Genomic DNA, 19769 nt, shown 5'->3' on the forward strand with positions numbered 1-19769 from the left:
ACACACACCGGTAATTTATAAAGAAACTACTCTGTTCTTGGCACTCTAAACAATAATATAATACCAATCAAAAAGAATATAAAAAGGAACAAAATGGCGTTTCGCATACTTCCTGATATTTGGTCAATAGTCGCAAAAATGACCATACCAATGACGATTCCAATTTTTTCTGCGACGTCATAAAAACTAAAGTATGACGTGGTGTCCTTAGTTTCCGGTAAAAATTTTGAATAGGTCGATCGGGCTAAAGATTGGATACCGCCCATCACAAATCCAACAAAACCGGCAGCGATGTAAAAATCCGTGGGGGTGATCATAAAGTAGGCGTAAAAACAAAGGCCCATCCATATAAAATTCACCACAATCAGCGTTTTTATATTCCCAAATTTCGCAGAAGCTCTAGAAGTTAAAATAGCACCTACTACGGCCACTAATTGAATAATCAAAATGCTCACGATTAAGCCCATGGTTTTGTCACTGCTATCTGCCCAGGCAATTTCTTCTTCACCAAAATAAACCGCCACCAACATAATGGTCTGTACTGCCATACTAAAAACAAAAAAGGCAGCGAGATAGCGCTTCAGCCTTAAATTGGCTGTCAATGCTTTCCACACCTTTTTTAGCTCTTTAAAACCATTGAAAACAATAGCTCTAGTGACTTTATGTCCGTTGGATACGCCTTTAGGCAAAATATAAAAGGTGTATTGACTGAAAAGAATCCACCAAAGTCCTACTGTTATAAACGCCACCCTCATAGCCTCCAGTGATGCTTTATTTCTGGCTGCTTCTAAGGCTGTTTCAATTTCAATCTCGTTTCCGGTTGCCAAAATATCTGGTGCGATATCAATATAAAATCCGAAAAACTGAGGATTCATCACCATGGCTAAATTAAAGAGTAGCAGAAGAACACTCCCTATATACCCCAAAGAGAAACCCTTAGCACTAATTTTGTCCTGTTGCTCAGGAAATGCGATATCAGGAAGATAGGAGTTATAGAATACCAAACTGCCCCAATAGCCAATCAACCCCATAAAATAGAACAGTAAACTCAAGTGGATGTGTTCTAAATTGAACCAATATAATCCTATGCATCCCAAGCCACCCACATAGCAGAAAAACTTCATAAAACTCTTCTTATTACCTACATAATCGGCAATACCCGATAAAATTGGCGAGGTGACGGCAACAATTAAAAAAGTAAATGCGGTAACAAATGTAATGAGTGCCGTGCTTTTAAATTCAAAACCAAAGGCACTGACTATTTTAACTTCAGAAATAAACAATGCAGAATAAAATATGGGAAAAATGGAAGAGGCAATGGTGAGCGTGTAAACAGAATTTGCCCAATCATAAAATGCCCAAGCATTTAATAATTTCTTGCTTCCCTTTTTGTGGAGCTTCATTGATGGTAATTTAGTTGCTTCCTATTGGTATCTCAATAAATCAAGCCGGTATGATCAAAAGCAAATGTAACAGAAATTGGAAATAAAAAAGCTGTTCTCTCCAAAATATGGTTACGAACAGCTTTTAAAAATAGATATTAATTTTAAAATAAGGATGGATTAGCTCTTAAATGTGGTCACTCCAAATTTTCTAGCTTCTGCTCTGGCCTTATCAGCTTGTGCTTCAATATTTCTGATCCGTGTTTCATTGGCAGGATGGGTACTTAAAAACTCCGGTGGCGATTCACCCCCACTTTGCGCATTCATGCGCCTCCATAAATTGGCAGCTTCTAAAGGCTCATATCCAGCAATAGCCATTAAAATAAGGCCTATTTCATCGGCCTGAGATTCATGACTTCTGCTAAAAGGAAGCATTACGCCTACTTGAGACCCCACACCATAAGCTTGGTTAAATAGATTTAAGGTCTCTGGATTACTGATCACGACATTTCCGGCCACAGCACCCAATTGTTGTAACATTCCCGCACTCATACGCTGCTGACCATGATTCGCGAGTGCGTGGGATACTTCATGCCCCATGATGGCAGCTAATCCGGCTTCATCTTGAGAAACTGGCAAAATACCTGTATAGACTACTATCTTACCGCCTGGCATACACCATGCATTGACCGTTTTATCATCAACCAAATTATATTCCCATTGGTAATCTTTTAGATAACCTTGATATCCGTTGGCATCTAACCAGCGTTCAGCGGCTACGGCTATTTTTTGACCAACACGCTTTACCATATCAGCATCCTTTGTTCCCCTAACCACCTTATTCTCTGTTAGAAACTCATCATATTGTGCAAATGCAGTAGGAAAAAGTTGTGAATTTGGAACAAGAGCTAAGGTGTTATTTCCGGTGAACGGATTTGTAGCACATGATAAAAAAAGAGCAACCGTTCCTGTCGCTATTATCGCATTCTTATAATTCATTTTTTATTTTTTTAATTTGGGCTTAAAATTACAAAAACCATTCCCTATTTGATTAACTCAAAAAGAAATAGTTTTTGTTTTATGCGAACTGTAAACGAAGTTCCTATTTTCCAAAAATGTGCAACTCCGAAAAGCCTTTGTCAATGACCATGGTGTTGTCACCATTCATTTTGACTTCGCTTAAAGGAATTTCCACATTATCAATCTGTATTTTACCCACAGAAAAAGGAAGTCCATGAAGCTTTATCTTAAAACTTAGATAGTTTGCATCATACTTACCTTCTTTATGTTGCTGAATAATAAGTTCGTCAGTTTTTCCAGTCAACTTAAACGTTCTCAAACTATAACGTCCTTTGGTATAATCATAACCATCATGTGCATCATCAAATAATGTCGAGACCTCCTTTCCTTCCTTGTAATAGACTTCAAGCGTCACTTCTTCAATTTCTTTTTCACCAACATATTGTTGAATCGGAAATTTCGGAATTATGGCTCCAGCTTTAACAAAAATAGGAATGGTTTCAATATCCGCATCAACCCACATTTCTTTTCCACCAGACACAAGTTGATCTGTCCAATAGTTAAACCATTCGCCTCGAGGCACAAACATACGTCTACCCCGAGCGTTAGGCTCTAAAATAGGGCACACCAAAATCTGGTCTCCAAAGATAAATTCATCAGACCGGTAATGGGTATGCACATCGTCCTGATCAAATAAAACTAATGATTTAAGCATTGGAATGCCCTCATCTACATATTTCCAAAAAGAAGTGTACAAATAAGGCAATAATTCATAGCGCAGTTCAATAAACTTGCGCACAATATCAGTCACATCTTCATCAAATGTCCATGGCTCCTGATTGCCATGATCTCCTGATGAATGCACTCGGCAGAACGGATGGAAAATTCCTAATTGAATCCATCTTGCAAACAATTCTCCTTGAGGTTGTTCCGCAAAACCACCAATATCACTACCCGCAAAAGAGAATCCAGACATCGCCATACGTTGTGCTTGGATATTGGCAATCCATAAATGTTCCCAAGTAGCCACGTTGTCACCCGTCCAGGTAGAGCAATACCGTTGTGTTCCTGAATACGCAGCACGCGTAATTACGAAGGGACGTTTTGGATAGGCAAATTTCTTGACCCCTTGATAGGTCGCTCTCGCCATTTGCATGCCGTAGACATTATGGGCTTTTCTGTGGCTACATCGGTTACCGTCATATTCGTGTCTAACGTCATCCGGAAAGGTCTTGTTAGGCACTTCCATAACGGCAGGCTCGTTCATATCATTCCATACGCCTTTAACTCCAATATCTTCAATGAGTTCCCTGAATAAATCAGCCCACCAATCCCGTACTTTGCCATTTGTGAAATCAGGGAAATGACATTCTCCCGGCCACACCTTTCCTTTCATTAAAGGTCCATCTGCCCGCTTACAGAAATAGTCGTTATCTAATGCTTCCTTATAAACCCAATAATCTTTATCTATTTTAATCCCTGGATCAATAATCACGACCGTTTTAAATCCGTCGTCAAGTAATTCCTTGACCATACGCTTGGGGTCAGGGAAATGGTTTTTGTCCCAAGTAAAACATCTAAAGCCATCCATATAATCAATGTCCAAATAAATAGCGTCACAAGGAATTTTTAATTCTCTAAATTTTGAAGTGATTTCCTTAACATTAGATTCTGGATAATAACTCCATTTACATTGGTGAAAACCCAATGCCCATAGAGGTGGCAATTGCTGAGGTTTACCGGTTAAATCGGTATAATTGGCAACCACATCTTCCATTTTAGGACCATAGATGAAATAATAATTCATTTCACCGCCTTGCGCCCAAAAACTGGTGACATTTCGTCTTTCTTGAGAAAAATCAAAATAAGTTCTAAAACTGTTGTCAAAGAAAACCCCGTAGGCCTTTTTATTATGCAACCCGGTGTAAAAAGGAATGGCTTTATAAATAGGATCCGTTCCTCTGCCATAAGCATAACTGTCCGTAACCCAGTTTTCAAAGCGTTTGCCTTTCAGATTGAGTTCCACAGGTTTATCACCAAGGCCATAATAGCTCTCGCCATCATGAGAGGTTTTACTCATCTTCACGATGTTTCCACCATATTCATAGCTTTCCTCCCAATGGAAGCCCAATTCATCTTCATTAATGAGTTTATGATCTTTAGCGTCAAAAATATGGACTTTCATATCATTCTTCCTGATATGGCAGATAAGCTTTGACGTTGTCACCTTATATGATTCCGCCTCTTCTTCAATTTCTAATTGGTTGTATCCTGTACTTGCGTGTTTTGTAATAGCATAAGAAAAATCCCTTTCAAAAGTTCCAGTGGTTGCGTATCTAAAACGAATCACACTATCTCTCAAAATGGTCATTTTTAATACCACACCATTTTCGGCGGTAAATAAAAGAGTATCAACATCCTTTTTATAGGCAACTATTTTTGAAGGGAATAAATTCCCCTTTTGTTCTAATTCAGTATTTATAATCATAATTTGGTATTAAACTCCACAAACAAACATATAAGTTTACGAATATAAAATTTAAGTTAATAGTATTTATCAACTATAACGTTTGAGTTTGGTATAATTAATTAATTAAACTAACAATTATCTGTTCTTGTCAATTTTCTTTGGAGTTAACTCTGGCTGAGTGCTTTTTGAAGTATTTTGAGTTGGTTTAATCTTAGCCGGTTTCTTCGCAGATTTTTCAGGAGATTTGATCTTATTTTTTGTATCTATAGTTTTAATGGGATCTTCAATCTTAGAAATCAAAATCGGTTGGATTGATTTTGGTACAGTTTCACTTACATTCTTTTTAGTAGACTTATCTCTTGAAGGTTTTGGAGATTTGATTTTGGTTTCTCTTTTTCCTCCTGGCGTCGATTGAGATTCAGGCTTATCCATGTCCTTAAGCAAAATTTTTGCTTTATGTGGTTTCAAATCTTCTTTTCTATTTGATTTTTTAGAGGTTTTAGACTTCTTCTCTTTTGTCGCTTCAAGAGACTTTTTTTTAGAGGACTTAGCAAATTCTATATACTTTAAAACAACTACCCCAAGTGGAGGGATTATAATACTTGCAGAATGGTTCCGATTGTGTAAGTCGTCCTTTTTAGTCGAAATCAATTTGTTCTGAAACTCTCCAGTTCCGTTGTACCTTTTTGAATCACTGTTGAATATTTCCTGTAATTTTCCTTTATGAGACACACCAATATCATAGTTGATCATTGGTGTTGGGGTCATATTACACGCTACTATGACGTCATTTTCGGAATTTTTCCCTTTTCTTATAAACACCAAAACAGAGTTTTTGTGATCGTCATAAGCAATCCATTCAAAGCCTTCACCAGAAAATTGTTGCTCGTATAAGGCTGGTTCAGATTGATATAAACCGTTTAAATCGATGATCAGGTTTTGAATTCCTAGGTGAAATTCAGAATCTAACAAATGCCAATCCAAACTTGCTCTAAAATTCCATTCGTTTATCTGTCCAAACTCACAACCCATAAAAAGCAATTTGCCTCCAGGATGTGTAAACATATAACTGTACAACAACCTCAGATTGGCAAAACGTTGCCATTCATCTCCGGGCATCCTACCTAAAATAGAGCGTTTGCCATACACAACTTCGTCATGGCTTAATGGCAACATGAAGTTTTCAGAAAAGGCATATGTCATTGAAAAGGTCAAATCATTTTGATGGTACTGACGATAAATGGGCGGTTTGCCAAAGTATTCCAGTGAATCATGCATCCACCCCATCATCCATTTCATTCCAAATCCGAGACCACCAGAAAATGTTGGTGATGACACCATCGGGAATGCAGTGGATTCTTCAGCAATATTCTGCACATCGGGGTAATTGGAATAAACGGCTTCATTCATCTCCTTAATAAAGGCCACTGCCTCTAAATTCTCTCTTCCTCCATACATGTTTGGCTCCCAGTCACCTTCATTTCTAGAATAATCCAAGTACAACATTGAGGCTACGGCATCTACACGCAACCCATCCGCATGGAATTGGTCTAACCAAAAAAGTGCATTACTAATTAAAAAGGATTTTACCTCGTTGCGTCCATAATTAAAAATTAAGCTTTTCCAATCGTGGTGATAACCTTTACGTCTATCAGGATGCTCATATAAACAGGACCCGTCAAAATACCCCAGTCCGTGGGCATCCTCTGGAAAATGCGAAGGCACCCAATCCAATAGAACGCCAATGTCATTTTTATGAAGCGTATCTACTAGAAATTTGAATTCTTCGGGATAACCAAAGCGAGAGGTTGGTGCAAAATAACCTGTAATCTGATAGCCCCAGCTTGGATCATATGGAAATTCCATTATAGGCATGAGCTCCACATGGGTAAATTTCATTTTTTTCACATAAGCTACCAAATCATCAGCCAACTCAACGTAAGACATGAATCTATCTTCAGTTTCATGACGTTTCCAAGAGCTCAAATGTACTTCGTAGACAGAATAAGGCGCATCTAAGGCGTTATTCTTTTTACGTTTGGACATCCAATTCCCATCCTTCCATTTATAGTCATCCTCCCAAATAATTGAGGCTGTTTGTGGCGGATGTTCCGAACGGCGGGCATAAGGATCAGCCTTTTCTGTTTTGATATTATTATGGTGGCTTGTGATTTTATATTTGTACATATTTCCTAGACCCACATTAGAGATGAATCCTTCCCATACCCCACTTTTATCCCATCTCACATTGAGTTCGTGCGCGCCTTCCTTCCATCCATTGAAATCTCCCACCACAGAAACCTTTTTTGCACTTGGTGCCCATACGGCAAAATAAGTACCCTTACTCCCATCCAGTTCCATGATGTGGGACCCAAACTTTTCATAAAGCCTAAAATGTTTTCCTGCTAGAAATAGATTGATATCAAAATCGGTAAAAAGACTATAAGGCTTAACGTGTGCCATATTCTAAGTTTAAGAGGGTTAAAAAGTGTTAATTTAATTTAAAATAAAATCCTAAAGTACTAAAATTACGTAGACAAAGTAACAAGAAACGCATATTTAAAATCCTTGTGATTATCTTAACGCTTTAAGGAGAAAGGAATTCTAACCGCTTCCGACTTAAAATTAAATCCACAAATTAGACCATTATGAAAACACTCCCATTAATACTTTTATTGAGCCTTCTTATGAGTTGCAACAGTTCTGCCCAAAAAAAAGAGGGTAAAACACAAAAAAAAGAATTTAAAGTCACAAAGACTGATGCCGAATGGAAAGCTGAGCTCACTGCAGCACAATATAACGTCCTTCGTAAAGCAGGCACTGAACGCGCCTTCTCCAGTCCTTTAAACAACAATCACGACGTTGGAACTTATGTATGCGCTGCATGTAAAACCCCTTTATACAGAAGTGAGCATAAATTTGACTCTGGAACGGGGTGGCCCAGTTTTGACCGGGTTATCGAAGGCAACGTGGCCTTTAGTACTGATACTAAAATAGGATACCTACGCAATGAAGAGCATTGTGCCACCTGCGGCGGTCATTTGGGCCATGTATTTGACGACGGACCAAGAAAAACGACTGGAAAACGCCATTGTATCAATGGGGATGCCTTAGAATTTGTTCCTGACATTAAGTAAATATATTTCAATGTTGTAAATTCCAAGGGTTATTTAACAATTGGAATTTGAAATTTGGGATTTAGTGCTTTTTGATTTGATTTTAATACTTAACTTTATTGTATGGATAACCAACTTTTAACTGGAGTTATAAAGCAGTTTCAGTATTACAAAACTGCGGGCGACAAAATTTTAGCGCAGCTTAGCTTTGAAGACATGAACTTTTCCCCAAACGACGAGTCTAATAATATTTCTACCATCGTGAAGCATATGGTGGGAAACATGATGAGCCGTTGGACAAATTTTTTATATGAAGATGGTGAAAAAGTATGGCGCCAACGTGAGCAGGAATTTGAAAGTTCTTACACAGATAAAGATGAGGTTTTGGCCGCTTGGGAAAAAGGATGGGCGTATGTCTTCAATGCCATCTCTCCACTTCATGAAAGTGACCTAAATAAGATAATCTACATTAGAAACGAAGAACATACGGCAGCAGAAGCAATATTTAGACAATTGGGACATTACGCCTACCACATTGGACAAATGGCTTATATTGGAAAATTTCTTAAAGCCGATCAATGGATTTCTTTATCTATTGCAAAAGGAAAGTCCGTTTCTTATAACAAGAATAAATTCAATCAAGATAAAGGCGAGCATCCTTTTACGGATCAGGTTTAAATAAAGCGCTACTATTGAATGTTGTGCTCTTGACCTTAATATCGCATTCAACAGAAAAAGACAGCTCAATCAACACATAATCAATAGTGGACACCATTTAAATCAATGCACTTCTTTTTTTTCGATTTAACCGTCTTCACTCTATACAAATAACTCTTAATAAGTGTTCGAATTTTTGATTTTTGTAATTTGTGATTTAAAATATACTTTTTGTACCTTCGTAGCTTAAAATCTTGATTAAAAATTTCTCGGGATTCTAGCCTTGGCAAATATAATTGTTGCTATTGAAAGAACGAAATGCATACATGCGTTCTTAACTTTTTAATTTCACTTAAATATTAATTCAAAAATATAATCGCGTGAGTAAATACGATATCATTGTTCTTGGAAGTGGTCCTGGAGGCTACGTAACTGCTATTAGAGCATCACAATTAGGGTTTAAAACTGCTATTGTTGAAAAGGAAAGCCTTGGCGGTGTTTGTTTAAATTGGGGCTGTATCCCAACAAAGGCCTTATTGAAATCGGCAGAGGTTTTTGAATATCTTAAACATGCTGAAAATTATGGACTTTCTGTAAAGGATGCCGATAAAGATTTCAGCGCCGTTGTAAAACGCAGCCGCGACGTAGCTGGAGGCATGAGCAAAGGTGTTCAGTTTTTGCTGAAGAAAAATAAAATTGATGTTATTGAAGGTTTTGGGAAACTAAAAACAGGAAAGAAGATTGACGTTGATGGTAAAGAATATAGTGCAGATCATATCATTATTGCCACCGGTGCACGTTCAAGAGAATTGCCAAGCTTAAAACAAGATGGCAAAAAAGTGATTGGCTATAGAGAAGCCATGATTTTAAAAGAGCAACCTAAAAAGATGATTGTCGTAGGGTCTGGCGCCATTGGTGTGGAATTCGCATATTTCTACAATTCTATGGGAACTGATGTGACCATTGTTGAATTTTTACCAAACGTTGTTCCGGTTGAAGACGAAGAAGTCTCCAAACAATTGGAAAAATCGTTTAAGAAAAGTGGTATTAAGATCATGACCTCTTCTGAAGTGACTAAAGTTGATACTTCTGGAAATGGGGTTGTTGCCACTGTAAAAACTGCAAAAGGCGAAGAAACCCTTGAAGCAGACATTATTCTTTCAGCGGTAGGCATCAAATCAAATATTGAAAACATTGGTTTGGAAGATGTAGGCATTGCTGTTGACAAAGATAAAATTTTGGTCAATAATTTTTATCAAACCAATATTCCTGGATATTATGCCATTGGTGACGTAACTCCAGGACAAGCTTTAGCACACGTCGCTTCCGCGGAAGGAATTTTATGCGTTGAAAAAATTGCGGGACAAAATGTAGAGGCATTAGATTATGGCAATATTCCTGGGTGTACATACGCCACACCAGAAATAGCTAGTGTTGGGATGACTGAAAAACAAGCTAAAGAAAAAGGATACGATATAAAAGTGGGTAAATTTCCATTCTCAGCCTCAGGTAAAGCCAGTGCCTCTGGAGCTACAGATGGTTTTGTGAAAGTAATCTTTGATGCCAAATATGGCGAATGGTTAGGTTGCCATATGATTGGTTCTGGAGTAACTGATATGATTGCTGAAGCAGTGTTGGGACGTAAATTGGAAACTACAGGACATGAAGTTTTAAAAACAGTACATCCTCACCCAACAATGAGTGAAGCTGTTATGGAAGCTGTTGCGGCCGCTTATGGAGAAGTGATTCATTTGTAAAAGCCCCTCCTAGTCTCCCTGAAGGGGAGGAACTACTCATAAAATAAAAAAGCGATTCAAAATTATGAATCGCTTTTTTATTGGAATTTGAAAATTATATATTTTTTGGTGCTTTATCTATAGCTTAAGTCCCAATCCAAAAAACAACCCGTGTGGTGCCAATTCATCTATACCCAAAGCAAATTTAATATGGCCGTCTAAATTTGAAGTAATATCATAGCTCGTACTTATGTCAGCACCAATTTTCACTTTACTTGTGAAAAAATCAATAAAATAGCTCACACTTGGGCCTGCCATTAAATACAATCTATTGGCCACTTCATATTTTGCATAAATAGGAACATTTAAAAAATCAAAATCGCCCACTGAGATATATAAAACTTCAGGCTGGAGACTCAAATAATCATCAATGGGAAACTCCATAAATAGGCCAGCATAAAACCCAGTTTCATTAGTCGAATAAGAGCCAAATTCCTGCATGTCCACATTAAAAAATGTCTTGTTCAAACCGCCTTTAACACCAACTTTAATATTAAGATCCTGTGCATTTACACTTATTGCAGCAACTATAAAACATAGGACCACCCCTATCCTTTTACAAATCATAGCGCATCATTCAAAAAACTTTGGATAGCCAACTCATAACTTTGCAAACCAAAACCAACAATTACACCTTTTGCATTTGGTGCTATATAGGACTGATGTCTAAAATCTTCCCGGGCAAAGGTATTTGAAATATGAACTTCAACTACTGGTGTTGTGATCGCTTTTACAGCATCACCAATACCTACAGACGTGTGCGTGTAAGCTGCTGCATTTAAAACAATGCCGTCATAACTAAAACCGACCTCCTGAATTTTTGAAATCAATTCACCTTCAATATTGGATTGAAAATGGTCAATCTCAATGTTATGATATTTTGCTTTTATAGCATCTAAAAACTCTACTAAAGAGAGACTTCCATACAAATCAGGTTCTCTTGTTCCCAATAAATTCAAATTCGGGCCATTAATGATGATCAGTTTTTTCATAAGATAAAAGTATTAAAAATTGAGACATAAAAAAACCACCAAGGATGTTGGTGGTTTTATATTAAAAAATGGTAGTTAAACCTATAGTTTAAATAATAATCCAAATTGTGCCGTGTCAAAAAAGTTATTGAACACATTGATGTTGCCATTAAAACCAGAAACGGCTTCCCCACCATCAACTTTCGCAGATGAATATGAAACCACGTCAGCAAGGCCAAATGAGATCGCGATAGTCTCGGTTACAAAATAGTTGATCCCTAAATTAAGACCTACTCCAAACCCATCGGCTTTGATATCCGCAATTTTATCTTTACTTGACACATAACCTACACCTAACTCTGTATAGGTTTTGAAACGTTTACCTAAATCCAAGAAGTAATAGCGTGCAAAAATGCCAGCTCCAAACGATTTATTATCGCCTGTATCAATTCCGGCAACTTCTCTTGTGGCAGTGTTAAAAGCACCTTCTACTCCAACCGCAAAATCTTCCGTTATAAAATATCCTACTCTAGGATTAATAGAGAACCCACTAGTTTTCGTATCCGTGTTTTTGTCTTTTGTTGTGTTAAATCCAAGACCACCTTCAAGCATTATATCACTTTCATCAAAACCATAACTAGTTTCCACTTCTTGCGCATTGACCTGTGATAATCCAAAAACTGCAACTGCAGTCATAATCATTAATTTTTTCATTTGTTTTTAATTTTAAATTCTTATTAAATTTGAGGCTGCAAAAGTACTTCGGTTTTCTTATTATAAAAAATTAAAAACCCTGTATTTACTGTTGTTTTCAGCTATTATTTGCATATAAAAACCGAAGCTTTTGACTTCGGTTTCTATGTGACTGATAGTGTTTAAGTTGCTATTAGAAAGAATAACCAACTCCAAATTGCCAAACTGAATTTTTGGCGTCGATATTTTCTAAAAGAGTGTCATCTTTAAAAATTTTGGTCAAACCGAGATTATATCTTGCAGAAACAGATAATCCATTATCAAATTTATAACCTGCACCTAATGCTAAGTCCGTATTAAAGTTTTTGATATAAGAATCATCGATCTCAATTTCACCTCCATCTGCTCCTAGCTTATAATCGATTTCTTCCTTTACCTTAAAGCCAAATTGAGGACCTGCTTCCGCATACAATCCTTTAACCAGATAAACCTTGGCGAGTAAAGGAACTTGGATATAATCTAATTGGTATTCAACTTCATTGTCCAATCCTGCAAAGCCTTGTCCTGAATACAATACTTCTGGCTGAAACGAGAAACGCTCGCTAATTGGGAGTTCCATAAATACTCCTAAATGAAAGCTAGTTAATAGTTCAGAATCATTAACATCATCGCCAGTTACATTAGAAAGGTTGACACCTCCCTTTACTCCAAATTGTGGGCCGGTATCATCTGATTGTGCATAAATTGTAGTGGCGCTTAAAAGTGCAACCGTTGTTGCTAAAATTAAATTTTTCATGAGATTTGTTTTTTAAATTGAGGGTAAAGATAAGTAGTCATTATCTTACGTTTTTCAAGATTAACAGAATTTAACGAGGAGCTATTATTTTTAACATTTCCTTGTATTACTGGTCTCAGATCATATTTCAATGTCGATAAGGGTATGCGATAATCATTCTATATATGGTTAATGTATTCGAATTCTGTTTTATGGAAACCTAAATAACTTCTTCCCCTAAACACATCTCTTTAAGGAACAGAAATTTACATTCTATTTAAATCAACTGCTTTCAAACTTGGAAATATCAAAAATAATTTTCACCTATCACGTCAAAAGCAAAATACCGTTAAAATTCTAAGTTGAATTATGCTGAGGGAGCAATTTTAATGAAATTGGCAATTGGTTAAAAAATTAACATCGACTTATCAAATTACAGGTTGGATATCGTCAACATTTTCAAATAAGAACTATTTAGTCACTTTGAATATTTATTCGTGGGCTAACAAATGGTTAAATGATGTAGTTGAAATACATGTCAGATTTTTTCAGATGCTAACACTACTATTAACATATGAGTGTTAATATTTTGATCCTCAAAATGTTAATCGTCTAAGTTATTAACAATTATAGGGTATCTGTATACTGATAACTATCAAATATCCTACGAATGTTGGATTATTCGAAGTTTCCAATGCTGCTACATATCATAGAGGCTAAAAATTACAGAAATAATGACAATGCCATAAATTTGAGGAAAGAATTGAAATATAAGGATTTCATGTCACAGTTTTATTCGGTATTTACTTCTAAAATATTATCATTGTATAATGAATTTTACATCGAAATTTTCCTCTTAACACCAAAAAAAACGTTAGTAATGACATGGCATGATGCTCTTAACGATTACCAACTCTATTTAAAGATTGAACGTGGTTTGTCACAAAATTCCATTTCCAACTATAGCTACGACATACAGAAATTGGTCCACTACTTACAAGTAAACCAAATGGCTATTTCTCCAGTGGACATTGATTATATGACCATACAGACTTTTATTTATGAGACCTCCAAAAAAGTCAATGCGAGATCTCAAGCACGAATTATATCTGGACTGCGAAGCTTTTTCGGGTATTTAATTTTTGAAGATTACAGAAAAATAAATCCTTTAGACCATATAGAATCTCCAAAAATTGGACGAAAACTTCCGGACACGCTAAGTATAGAAGACATTGACAAGCTTATAAGTGCCATTGATCTCACCAAGCAATATAATGGCTACAGCATTGGAGAGCGTGACCGAACGATCCTAGAAACCCTCTACAGCTGTGGATTGCGCGTTAGTGAGTTGACCAACCTTAAAATATCAGACCTGTTTTTTGATGAAGGTTTTATAAAAGTCACCGGTAAAGGCGATAAACAACGCTTTGTGCCCATCGGAAATTCTACCCAAAAATATATAACCCTTTATAAAGATGAAGTACGCTCAAAAATAAAAGTTCAAAAAGAAGATAAAGACACCTTGTTCTTAAATCATAGAGGAAAACAACTTACGAGAGCGATGATCTTTACAATCATCAAACGACTTGCTGAAAAGATAAATTTGAACAAAACCATATCACCTCATACTTTCAGACACTCTTTCGCCACTCATTTATTAGAGAATGGAGCCGATTTAAGAGCCATTCAACTTATGCTAGGACATGAAAGTATCACGACTACAGAAATCTACATGCATGTGGATAGATCACACCTCAAACACGTCCTAAACACTTTTCATCCAAGAAAATAACGCATTTCATCGAATTTATTATCGTTTTATCGATTCTATAACTGTGATTAGATATATTTAAGGCTACAATACCTCCCAATCTAATCAATAATAATGATACCTCTACACAAAGCGACAGCTGAAGTTGAACAGAAAGAACAGCTAGATATTTATAAATATAAATATGCTCTTGACAATTCGCGTATAGGCATGTGGGAGTGGAATATGCAAGAAAGTAAAGTCTACCTCTCTAATGAATCCAAGAAAATTTTTGGTTACGACGTTGATGAAATGGATTTGCTCAAAATAGATTGGAAACAGCGGATCCACCCTGATGATCTGGAACAGATTCAACATTCCATAAAAAATTACATTCTGAACAAAACCAAAGAATACAGAAGTGAACACCGTATTATTAGTAAAGATGGCACCTACAAGTGGGTCTTGGACTCCGGAAAGATCATAGCGTATGACAAGCATAGAGTTCCTTCAAAATTCATAGGCACATCCATTGATATCACTCAAAGAAAGGAGGATGAAGAACGATTAAGGCAAGATTTGAGCGTCATCACGAACCAAAATAAGAAACTTACCAATTTCGCGCATATCGTAACCCACAACCTGAAGGAACATGCAGGTAATTTTGAAAGCCTTCTTGGTTTCTATTTAGAATCTACAGATGAAGAAAGCAAAGATGAAATGATTCAACACCTGATCACGGTTTCAGATTCATTGACAAAAACGATAAGCAGTTTAAAAGATATTGTTGCCAGCCAATCTCATACGAAAATTGACATTGCCCCATTAAATTTCAACAAATACGTAAATAAGGTTATCGAATTTCTACAATTTGAAATTGCTAAAAAAGATGTGATTATTAACAATAAGGTCAGCGATGATCTTGTACTTTTCAGCAATGAAACCTATTTGGAAAGCATTATCTTAAATCTAGCTTCCAACGCATTAAAATATTCACATCCAGAAAGGCAGCCTATCGTTACGATAGGTGTCAAAAAAACCAAAACTGGAATTAAAATTACACTTGAAGATAATGGCGTTGGAATTGATCTTGAGAAACATGGCCATGAAATGTTTAATCTCTATAAAACTTTTCATGGTAATAATAACGCTGAGGGCATTGGACTTTATATTACCAAAAATCAAATTGAGGATTTAGGTGGCATAATTGAGGTTCAGAGTGTTGTTGGTGAAGGAACGACCTTTATTGTGACTATTGATAAGAAAAAAAATAATCTGGCTTATCATAAAAACGCATAATCTAACCTCTATTCTACCTGTTTAATATCTTTATTCCATCCTTAATATTTCAGACCACTTGTAGTGCTGTTCAAGACCGCAATTTTATCGAGCGCTCTACTATTTTATCCTGTCAAATTTTAAATAATTAGGATAAAAAGGCGCGTTTTATTGACTAAATGATTCGTTATTTCCAAAATCAATGAAATTATATGCGTATCTGCGGAAAAAACATTTTTAAAGTCGTAAAAAATACCTTAACTTCACTTGTACATCCCCCTAAGTATAAAAATCTTATAGCATTAAACTAAGTTTTACCCTTCAGTAAGGTGAAAACCACCTTCGTTTTTTTAACTTAAGCAAGAGCTATGGCTTCACTCAGATCGGGATCACATCAATTAAACTTAAATTCAACTTTTGTGGACGACCTCAAATGGCAATTGGCTCTAGAATATTCAGGCATTGGCATGTGGGAATTTGATGCCGTTTTAGACCGTGTTTATTTTTCAGAAGGTTCAAAGAAAATCATTGGTGTTTCAGACCCGTTTTTTGGTTCAGCTGTCAATGCGTGGAATGAACGCGTGCACCCCGATGATCAAGAGGTTTATTATAAAGATTTTCAAGATCATTTAAAGGGATTAAAGCCAATGTATGAAAATGAACATCGCGTAAGGTGTGAAGATGGTACCTACAGATGGATTAGAGACAGGGGCAAGATTGTTGAATGGGATTCAGACAATCAACCAAAGAGAATTATTGGCACCCATACGGATATTACGACACAAAAATTAAATGAAAAGAAGATCAACGATGCTTTAATTATTGTAACAGAACATAATAATAAGCTTAAAAGCTTTGCCCATATCGTAACACATAACCTCAAACAACATACGTCAAATTTTGAGAGTTTACTCGAGTTTTATGATCAGACTGAAGGCCCAGGAGAAAAAGAGGAAATCATGGAGCATTTAAAATCACTCTCTCATTCCTTGACAAAAACAATAGTCAATCTTCATGATGTCGTCCATGTTCAAAACAATAAATCCAAACAGGTAAAAAAGATTTATATTGGTAAAGAAATAGATTGTATTCTGAAATTACTAGACCTGGTAATAACCGAAAACAGAGCTACAATCCATAATAATATAAATAAAAAGATATTTCTTTATTATAACTATTCTTACTTTGAAAGCATCATCCAAAATCTGCTTTCAAATGCAATTAAATATAAACATCCCGATAGAGATCCTGTAATTTCTATTGATTGTATCTACGACAAAAAACAGTATAAACTCATTGTTTCTGATAATGGGATAGGTATTGACTTAAAAAAATATAAAAAGGACGTCTTCGAACTTTACAAAACGTTCCATCACAATGAGGATGCGGAAGGTGTTGGTCTTTATCTGATTAAAAATCAGATTGAAAGTTTTGGAGGTCGTATAACTGTGGATAGCACAGTTGGTGAAGGAACGACTTTTACGATTTACGTTAAAAACAATAAAGCCTGACCAAGGTCAGACTTCATTGTTTAATATTTGTTCACAAAAACACTTATTTTGCAATATTTACGGCTCTAGTTTCTCGTATCACTGTTACTTTTACCTGTCCCGGATAAGTCATATCGGTTTGAATTTTTTGAGAGATCTCAAAAGATAGATTGGCCGCTTGTTCATCAGAAACACGATCACTTTCTACCATTACTCTTAATTCTCGACCTGCTTGGATGGCATAGGCTTTATTGACACCATTAAACCCAAAAGCAACATCTTCCAAATCTTTTAAACGTTGGATATAAGAATCTAATACCTGACGTCTTGCACCTGGTCTCGCACCAGAAATCGCATCACAGACTTGAACGATTGGCGCTAACAAAGTAGACATTTCAATTTCATCATGATGGGCACCAATGGCATTACAAACTTCTGGTTTTTCACCATATTTTTCAGCCCATTGCATTCCAAGAATAGCATGCGGCGTTTCCATGTCTGCTTCTGAATCTGGCACTTTTCCAATATCATGGAGCAATCCGGCGCGTTTCGCAATTTTAGGATTTAAGCCCAATTCAGCAGCCATCACACCACAAAGTTTAGCTACTTCACGTGAATGCTGCAATAAGTTTTGACCATAAGAAGAGCGGTACTTCATACGCCCAACCAATTTTATCAATTCAGGATGCAATCCATGAATACCTAAATCAATAATTGTACGCTTACCAACTTCAATGATCTCCTGCTCTATTTGCTTTTGCGTCTTTTGGACCACTTCTTCAATTTTTGCCGGATGAATTCTTCCATCAGTAACCAATTTATGAAGCGATAAACGCGCTACTTCGCGTCTTACAGAGTCAAAACAAGATAAGATAATAGCTTCCGGGGTATCATCCACAATAATCTCCACCCCTGTCGCAGCTTCGATGGCCCGAATATTTCTACCTTCTCTACCTATAATTCGCCCTTTCACATCATCTGATTCAATATTAAAAACTGAAACACAATTATCAATAGCTTCTTCAGTACCTATACGCTGAATGGTATTGATAATTATTTTCTTGGCGTCCTGTTGTGCGGTAAGTTTGGCTTCTTCCATAGTATCCTGAATGTAAGCCATGGCATCTGCCTTAGCTTCATTTTTAAGAGACTCTATGAGCTGTGATTTTGCTTCTTCAGCAGATAATGCAGAAATTACCTCAAGTTGCTTAATTTGGCTCTTATGAGCCTTTTCAACTTCTTCTTTCTTTTTCTCCAAAAACTCTAATCTAAAATCGTAGTCCTTGATTTTTTCCTCTATTTCTTGAGATAACTTTTTGTTCTTGGACAATTCATTGGACACCTGAGATTCTTTGTCTCGCGTTCGCTTTTCAGCCTCAGCTATTTTTTTATCACGGGATAAAATTATTTTCTCATGTTCAGATTTTAGTTCAATAAATTTTTCTTTAGCTTGTAAAAGCTTGTCTTTTTTAATAGTTTCTCCTTCTGAGTTTGCTATCTTTAAAATGGAATTAGACTCTTCCTTAGCATTCTTAATAATATTTGAAGCATTGTTTTTCTCCAATGTCTTTGCGACAATATATCCGAGTATTATCCCTAATACTACGCCACCAACAATTAGTAAAATTGTATTCGTATCCATGTTCAGTTTAGTTTAAAAAATTTGAAATAATTCAAATATCCCGTAAAATTGGGAATTTTGCAGTGCTAAATCTCTATTAAAAAACTTAACAACTGTAATAGTTCCCAAAAAAGGGAGTAATCAATATTGTAAACCTTCAAAAAAAGGTTTAGATAATAGTAATAGATCATTCTAAAAATCGGCATTTAAAAAGATATACAGATCTTAAAAAAGTCTGACTATATCACAAAAAAAAGCCTACATCAGTTTCGAATTTTGTATAAACCCCTTAAAAACAAGTTTAGGGCTAACAAGCTGATCAAAAATCTGCTCGAAGGCAGCTCGATTTTACAACTTAAACTCACCCTTTTTAAAGAATTAACGTTGAGTTTATCAAATATAAATAACTAATGTAGGCAGTAACCTATTTTATTTTAAAGAACGTTAAGAGCTTAAATGTGAATGAAGAAGATCGTCTAAAGCGGTTAATCTATTTTTGACATCTTCACTAACATTGTCTTTATCTATCATTTTTTGTTCCACTTGAGATGCAAACTGCAAGGCACACATTGCCAAAACATCTTGTTTGTCCCTCACGGAATAATTCTGCTCAAATTGACCGATCATAGTTTCAATTTTCTTGGCGGCTTTTCGCAATCCTTCTTCCTGATCTGGTGCAATCGTTAACGGATACACCCTGTTGGCTATGGATAGCTTAATTTTTAGCTGTTCTGACATTAAATACTATAC

At 36.1% G+C, this 19769-nt stretch carries 15 protein-coding genes, 1 other RNA gene and 1 pseudogene; 6 read left to right on the top strand and 11 right to left on the bottom strand.

Annotated features, from left to right (window positions below; genetic code table 11):
• Positions 1-26: 26 nt before the first annotated feature.
• The 4 genes and pseudogenes from G525_RS0104950 to glgB form a co-directional block, all read right to left on the bottom strand.
• The gene (locus G525_RS0104950) at positions 27-1403 is read right to left on the bottom strand and encodes an MFS transporter (protein ID WP_027125168.1); all 1377 of its coding nucleotides are present in this window, start codon (positions 1401-1403) and stop codon (positions 27-29) included.
• Positions 1404-1562: 159 nt separating this feature from the next.
• Entirely contained in the window at positions 1563-2381 is an 819-nt protein-coding gene (locus tag G525_RS0104955) for a M48 family metallopeptidase (protein WP_027125169.1), read from the bottom strand.
• A gap of 103 nt (positions 2382-2484) precedes the next feature.
• Entirely contained in the window at positions 2485-4890 is a 2406-nt protein-coding gene (locus tag G525_RS0104960; protein WP_027125170.1) for a glycoside hydrolase family 31 protein, read from the bottom strand.
• Between the two features lie 543 nt (positions 4891-5433).
• A pseudogene (gene glgB / locus G525_RS20290) lies at positions 5434-7335 on the bottom strand (1,4-alpha-glucan branching protein GlgB); the annotation flags it as partial.
• Positions 7336-7520: 185 nt separating this feature from the next.
• On the opposite strand from glgB, the gene msrB reads away from it, so the two are divergent.
• The 3 genes from msrB (at position 7521) to lpdA (ending at position 10402) form a co-directional block, all read left to right on the top strand.
• A complete protein-coding gene (gene msrB, locus G525_RS0104970; RefSeq protein WP_027125171.1) occupies positions 7521-8009 on the top strand; it encodes a peptide-methionine (R)-S-oxide reductase MsrB in 489 nt (162 codons plus the stop codon).
• Positions 8010-8111: 102 nt separating this feature from the next.
• Positions 8112-8666 (top strand): DUF1572 family protein, encoded by a 555-nt coding sequence (locus G525_RS0104975; RefSeq protein ID WP_027125172.1) that lies wholly within the window; start codon positions 8112-8114, stop codon positions 8664-8666.
• A gap of 359 nt (positions 8667-9025) precedes the next feature.
• Positions 9026-10402: a dihydrolipoyl dehydrogenase gene (lpdA, locus tag G525_RS0104980; protein ID WP_027125173.1), complete on the top strand. Its 1377-nt coding sequence runs from the start codon at positions 9026-9028 to the stop codon at positions 10400-10402.
• A gap of 117 nt (positions 10403-10519) precedes the next feature.
• Here the strand turns inward: lpdA and G525_RS21630 are convergent, their stop codons facing one another.
• The 4 genes from G525_RS21630 to G525_RS0105000 form a co-directional block, all read right to left on the bottom strand.
• A complete protein-coding gene (locus G525_RS21630) occupies positions 10520-11008 on the bottom strand; it encodes a porin family protein (RefSeq protein ID WP_027125174.1) in 489 nt (162 codons plus the stop codon).
• Positions 11005-11433, bottom strand: coding sequence for a type II 3-dehydroquinate dehydratase (gene aroQ, locus G525_RS0104990; RefSeq protein ID WP_027125175.1), 429 nt, complete (start codon positions 11431-11433; stop codon positions 11005-11007). Before aroQ ends, G525_RS21630 begins: the two co-directional genes overlap by 4 nt.
• 81 nt (positions 11434-11514) lie before the next feature.
• Positions 11515-12126, bottom strand: coding sequence for an outer membrane beta-barrel protein (locus tag G525_RS0104995; protein WP_027125176.1), 612 nt, complete (start codon positions 12124-12126; stop codon positions 11515-11517).
• 172 nt (positions 12127-12298) lie between these two features.
• Positions 12299-12901 (bottom strand): porin family protein, encoded by a 603-nt coding sequence (locus G525_RS0105000; RefSeq protein WP_027125177.1) that lies wholly within the window; start codon positions 12899-12901, stop codon positions 12299-12301.
• Between the two features lie 859 nt (positions 12902-13760).
• On the opposite strand from G525_RS0105000, the gene xerD reads away from it, so the two are divergent.
• The 3 genes from xerD (at position 13761) to G525_RS20300 (ending at position 17419) form a co-directional block, all read left to right on the top strand.
• Entirely contained in the window at positions 13761-14672 is a 912-nt protein-coding gene (xerD, locus tag G525_RS0105005) for a site-specific tyrosine recombinase XerD (protein WP_027125178.1), read from the top strand.
• Positions 14673-14765: 93 nt separating this feature from the next.
• Entirely contained in the window at positions 14766-15929 is a 1164-nt protein-coding gene (locus tag G525_RS0105010; RefSeq protein ID WP_035479019.1) for a sensor histidine kinase, read from the top strand.
• 347 nt (positions 15930-16276) lie between these two features.
• Positions 16277-17419 carry a sensor histidine kinase gene (locus G525_RS20300; protein ID WP_051209802.1) on the top strand — a complete coding sequence of 381 codons (1143 nt, stop codon included), beginning with the start codon at positions 16277-16279 and terminating at the stop codon, positions 17417-17419.
• Positions 17420-17462: 43 nt separating this feature from the next.
• Here G525_RS20300 and rny read toward each other — a convergent pair whose 3' ends face one another.
• From rny to G525_RS0105025, 3 genes are all read right to left on the bottom strand, one after another.
• Entirely contained in the window at positions 17463-19040 is a 1578-nt protein-coding gene (gene rny / locus G525_RS0105020) for a ribonuclease Y (RefSeq protein ID WP_027125180.1), read from the bottom strand.
• A gap of 261 nt (positions 19041-19301) precedes the next feature.
• Positions 19302-19409: non-coding RNA, 6S RNA (gene ssrS / locus G525_RS22005), on the bottom strand.
• A gap of 54 nt (positions 19410-19463) precedes the next feature.
• Positions 19464-19757 carry a cell division protein ZapA gene (locus G525_RS0105025; protein ID WP_027125181.1) on the bottom strand — a complete coding sequence of 98 codons (294 nt, stop codon included), beginning with the start codon at positions 19755-19757 and terminating at the stop codon, positions 19464-19466.
• Positions 19758-19769: the final 12 nt, after the last annotated feature.

The sequence above is a fragment of the Gelidibacter mesophilus DSM 14095 genome, assembly GCF_000423005.1.
GTDB lineage: Bacteria > Bacteroidota > Bacteroidia > Flavobacteriales > Flavobacteriaceae > Gelidibacter > Gelidibacter mesophilus.

Coding starts and splice junctions, on each gene's coding strand:
- G525_RS0104975 (WP_027125172.1), top strand. CDS start 8,112: ATGGATAACCAACTTTTAACTGGAGTTATAAAGCAGTTTCAGTATTAC.
- G525_RS21630 (WP_027125174.1), bottom strand. CDS start 11,008: ATGATTTGTAAAAGGATAGGGGTGGTCCTATGTTTTATAGTTGCTGCA.
- msrB (WP_027125171.1), top strand. CDS start 7,521: ATGAAAACACTCCCATTAATACTTTTATTGAGCCTTCTTATGAGTTGC.
- G525_RS0105000 (WP_027125177.1), bottom strand. CDS start 12,901: ATGAAAAATTTAATTTTAGCAACAACGGTTGCACTTTTAAGCGCCACT.
- G525_RS0104960 (WP_027125170.1), bottom strand. CDS start 4,890: ATGATTATAAATACTGAATTAGAACAAAAGGGGAATTTATTCCCTTCA.
- G525_RS0104955 (WP_027125169.1), bottom strand. CDS start 2,381: ATGAATTATAAGAATGCGATAATAGCGACAGGAACGGTTGCTCTTTTT.
- G525_RS0105010 (WP_035479019.1), top strand. CDS start 14,766: ATGATACCTCTACACAAAGCGACAGCTGAAGTTGAACAGAAAGAACAG.
- G525_RS20300 (WP_051209802.1), top strand. CDS start 16,277: ATGGCTTCACTCAGATCGGGATCACATCAATTAAACTTAAATTCAACT.
- xerD (WP_027125178.1), top strand. CDS start 13,761: ATGACATGGCATGATGCTCTTAACGATTACCAACTCTATTTAAAGATT.
- rny (WP_027125180.1), bottom strand. CDS start 19,040: ATGGATACGAATACAATTTTACTAATTGTTGGTGGCGTAGTATTAGGG.
- G525_RS0105025 (WP_027125181.1), bottom strand. CDS start 19,757: ATGTCAGAACAGCTAAAAATTAAGCTATCCATAGCCAACAGGGTGTAT.
- G525_RS0104950 (WP_027125168.1), bottom strand. CDS start 1,403: ATGAAGCTCCACAAAAAGGGAAGCAAGAAATTATTAAATGCTTGGGCA.
- aroQ (WP_027125175.1), bottom strand. CDS start 11,433: ATGAAAAAACTGATCATCATTAATGGCCCGAATTTGAATTTATTGGGA.
- G525_RS0104995 (WP_027125176.1), bottom strand. CDS start 12,126: ATGAAAAAATTAATGATTATGACTGCAGTTGCAGTTTTTGGATTATCA.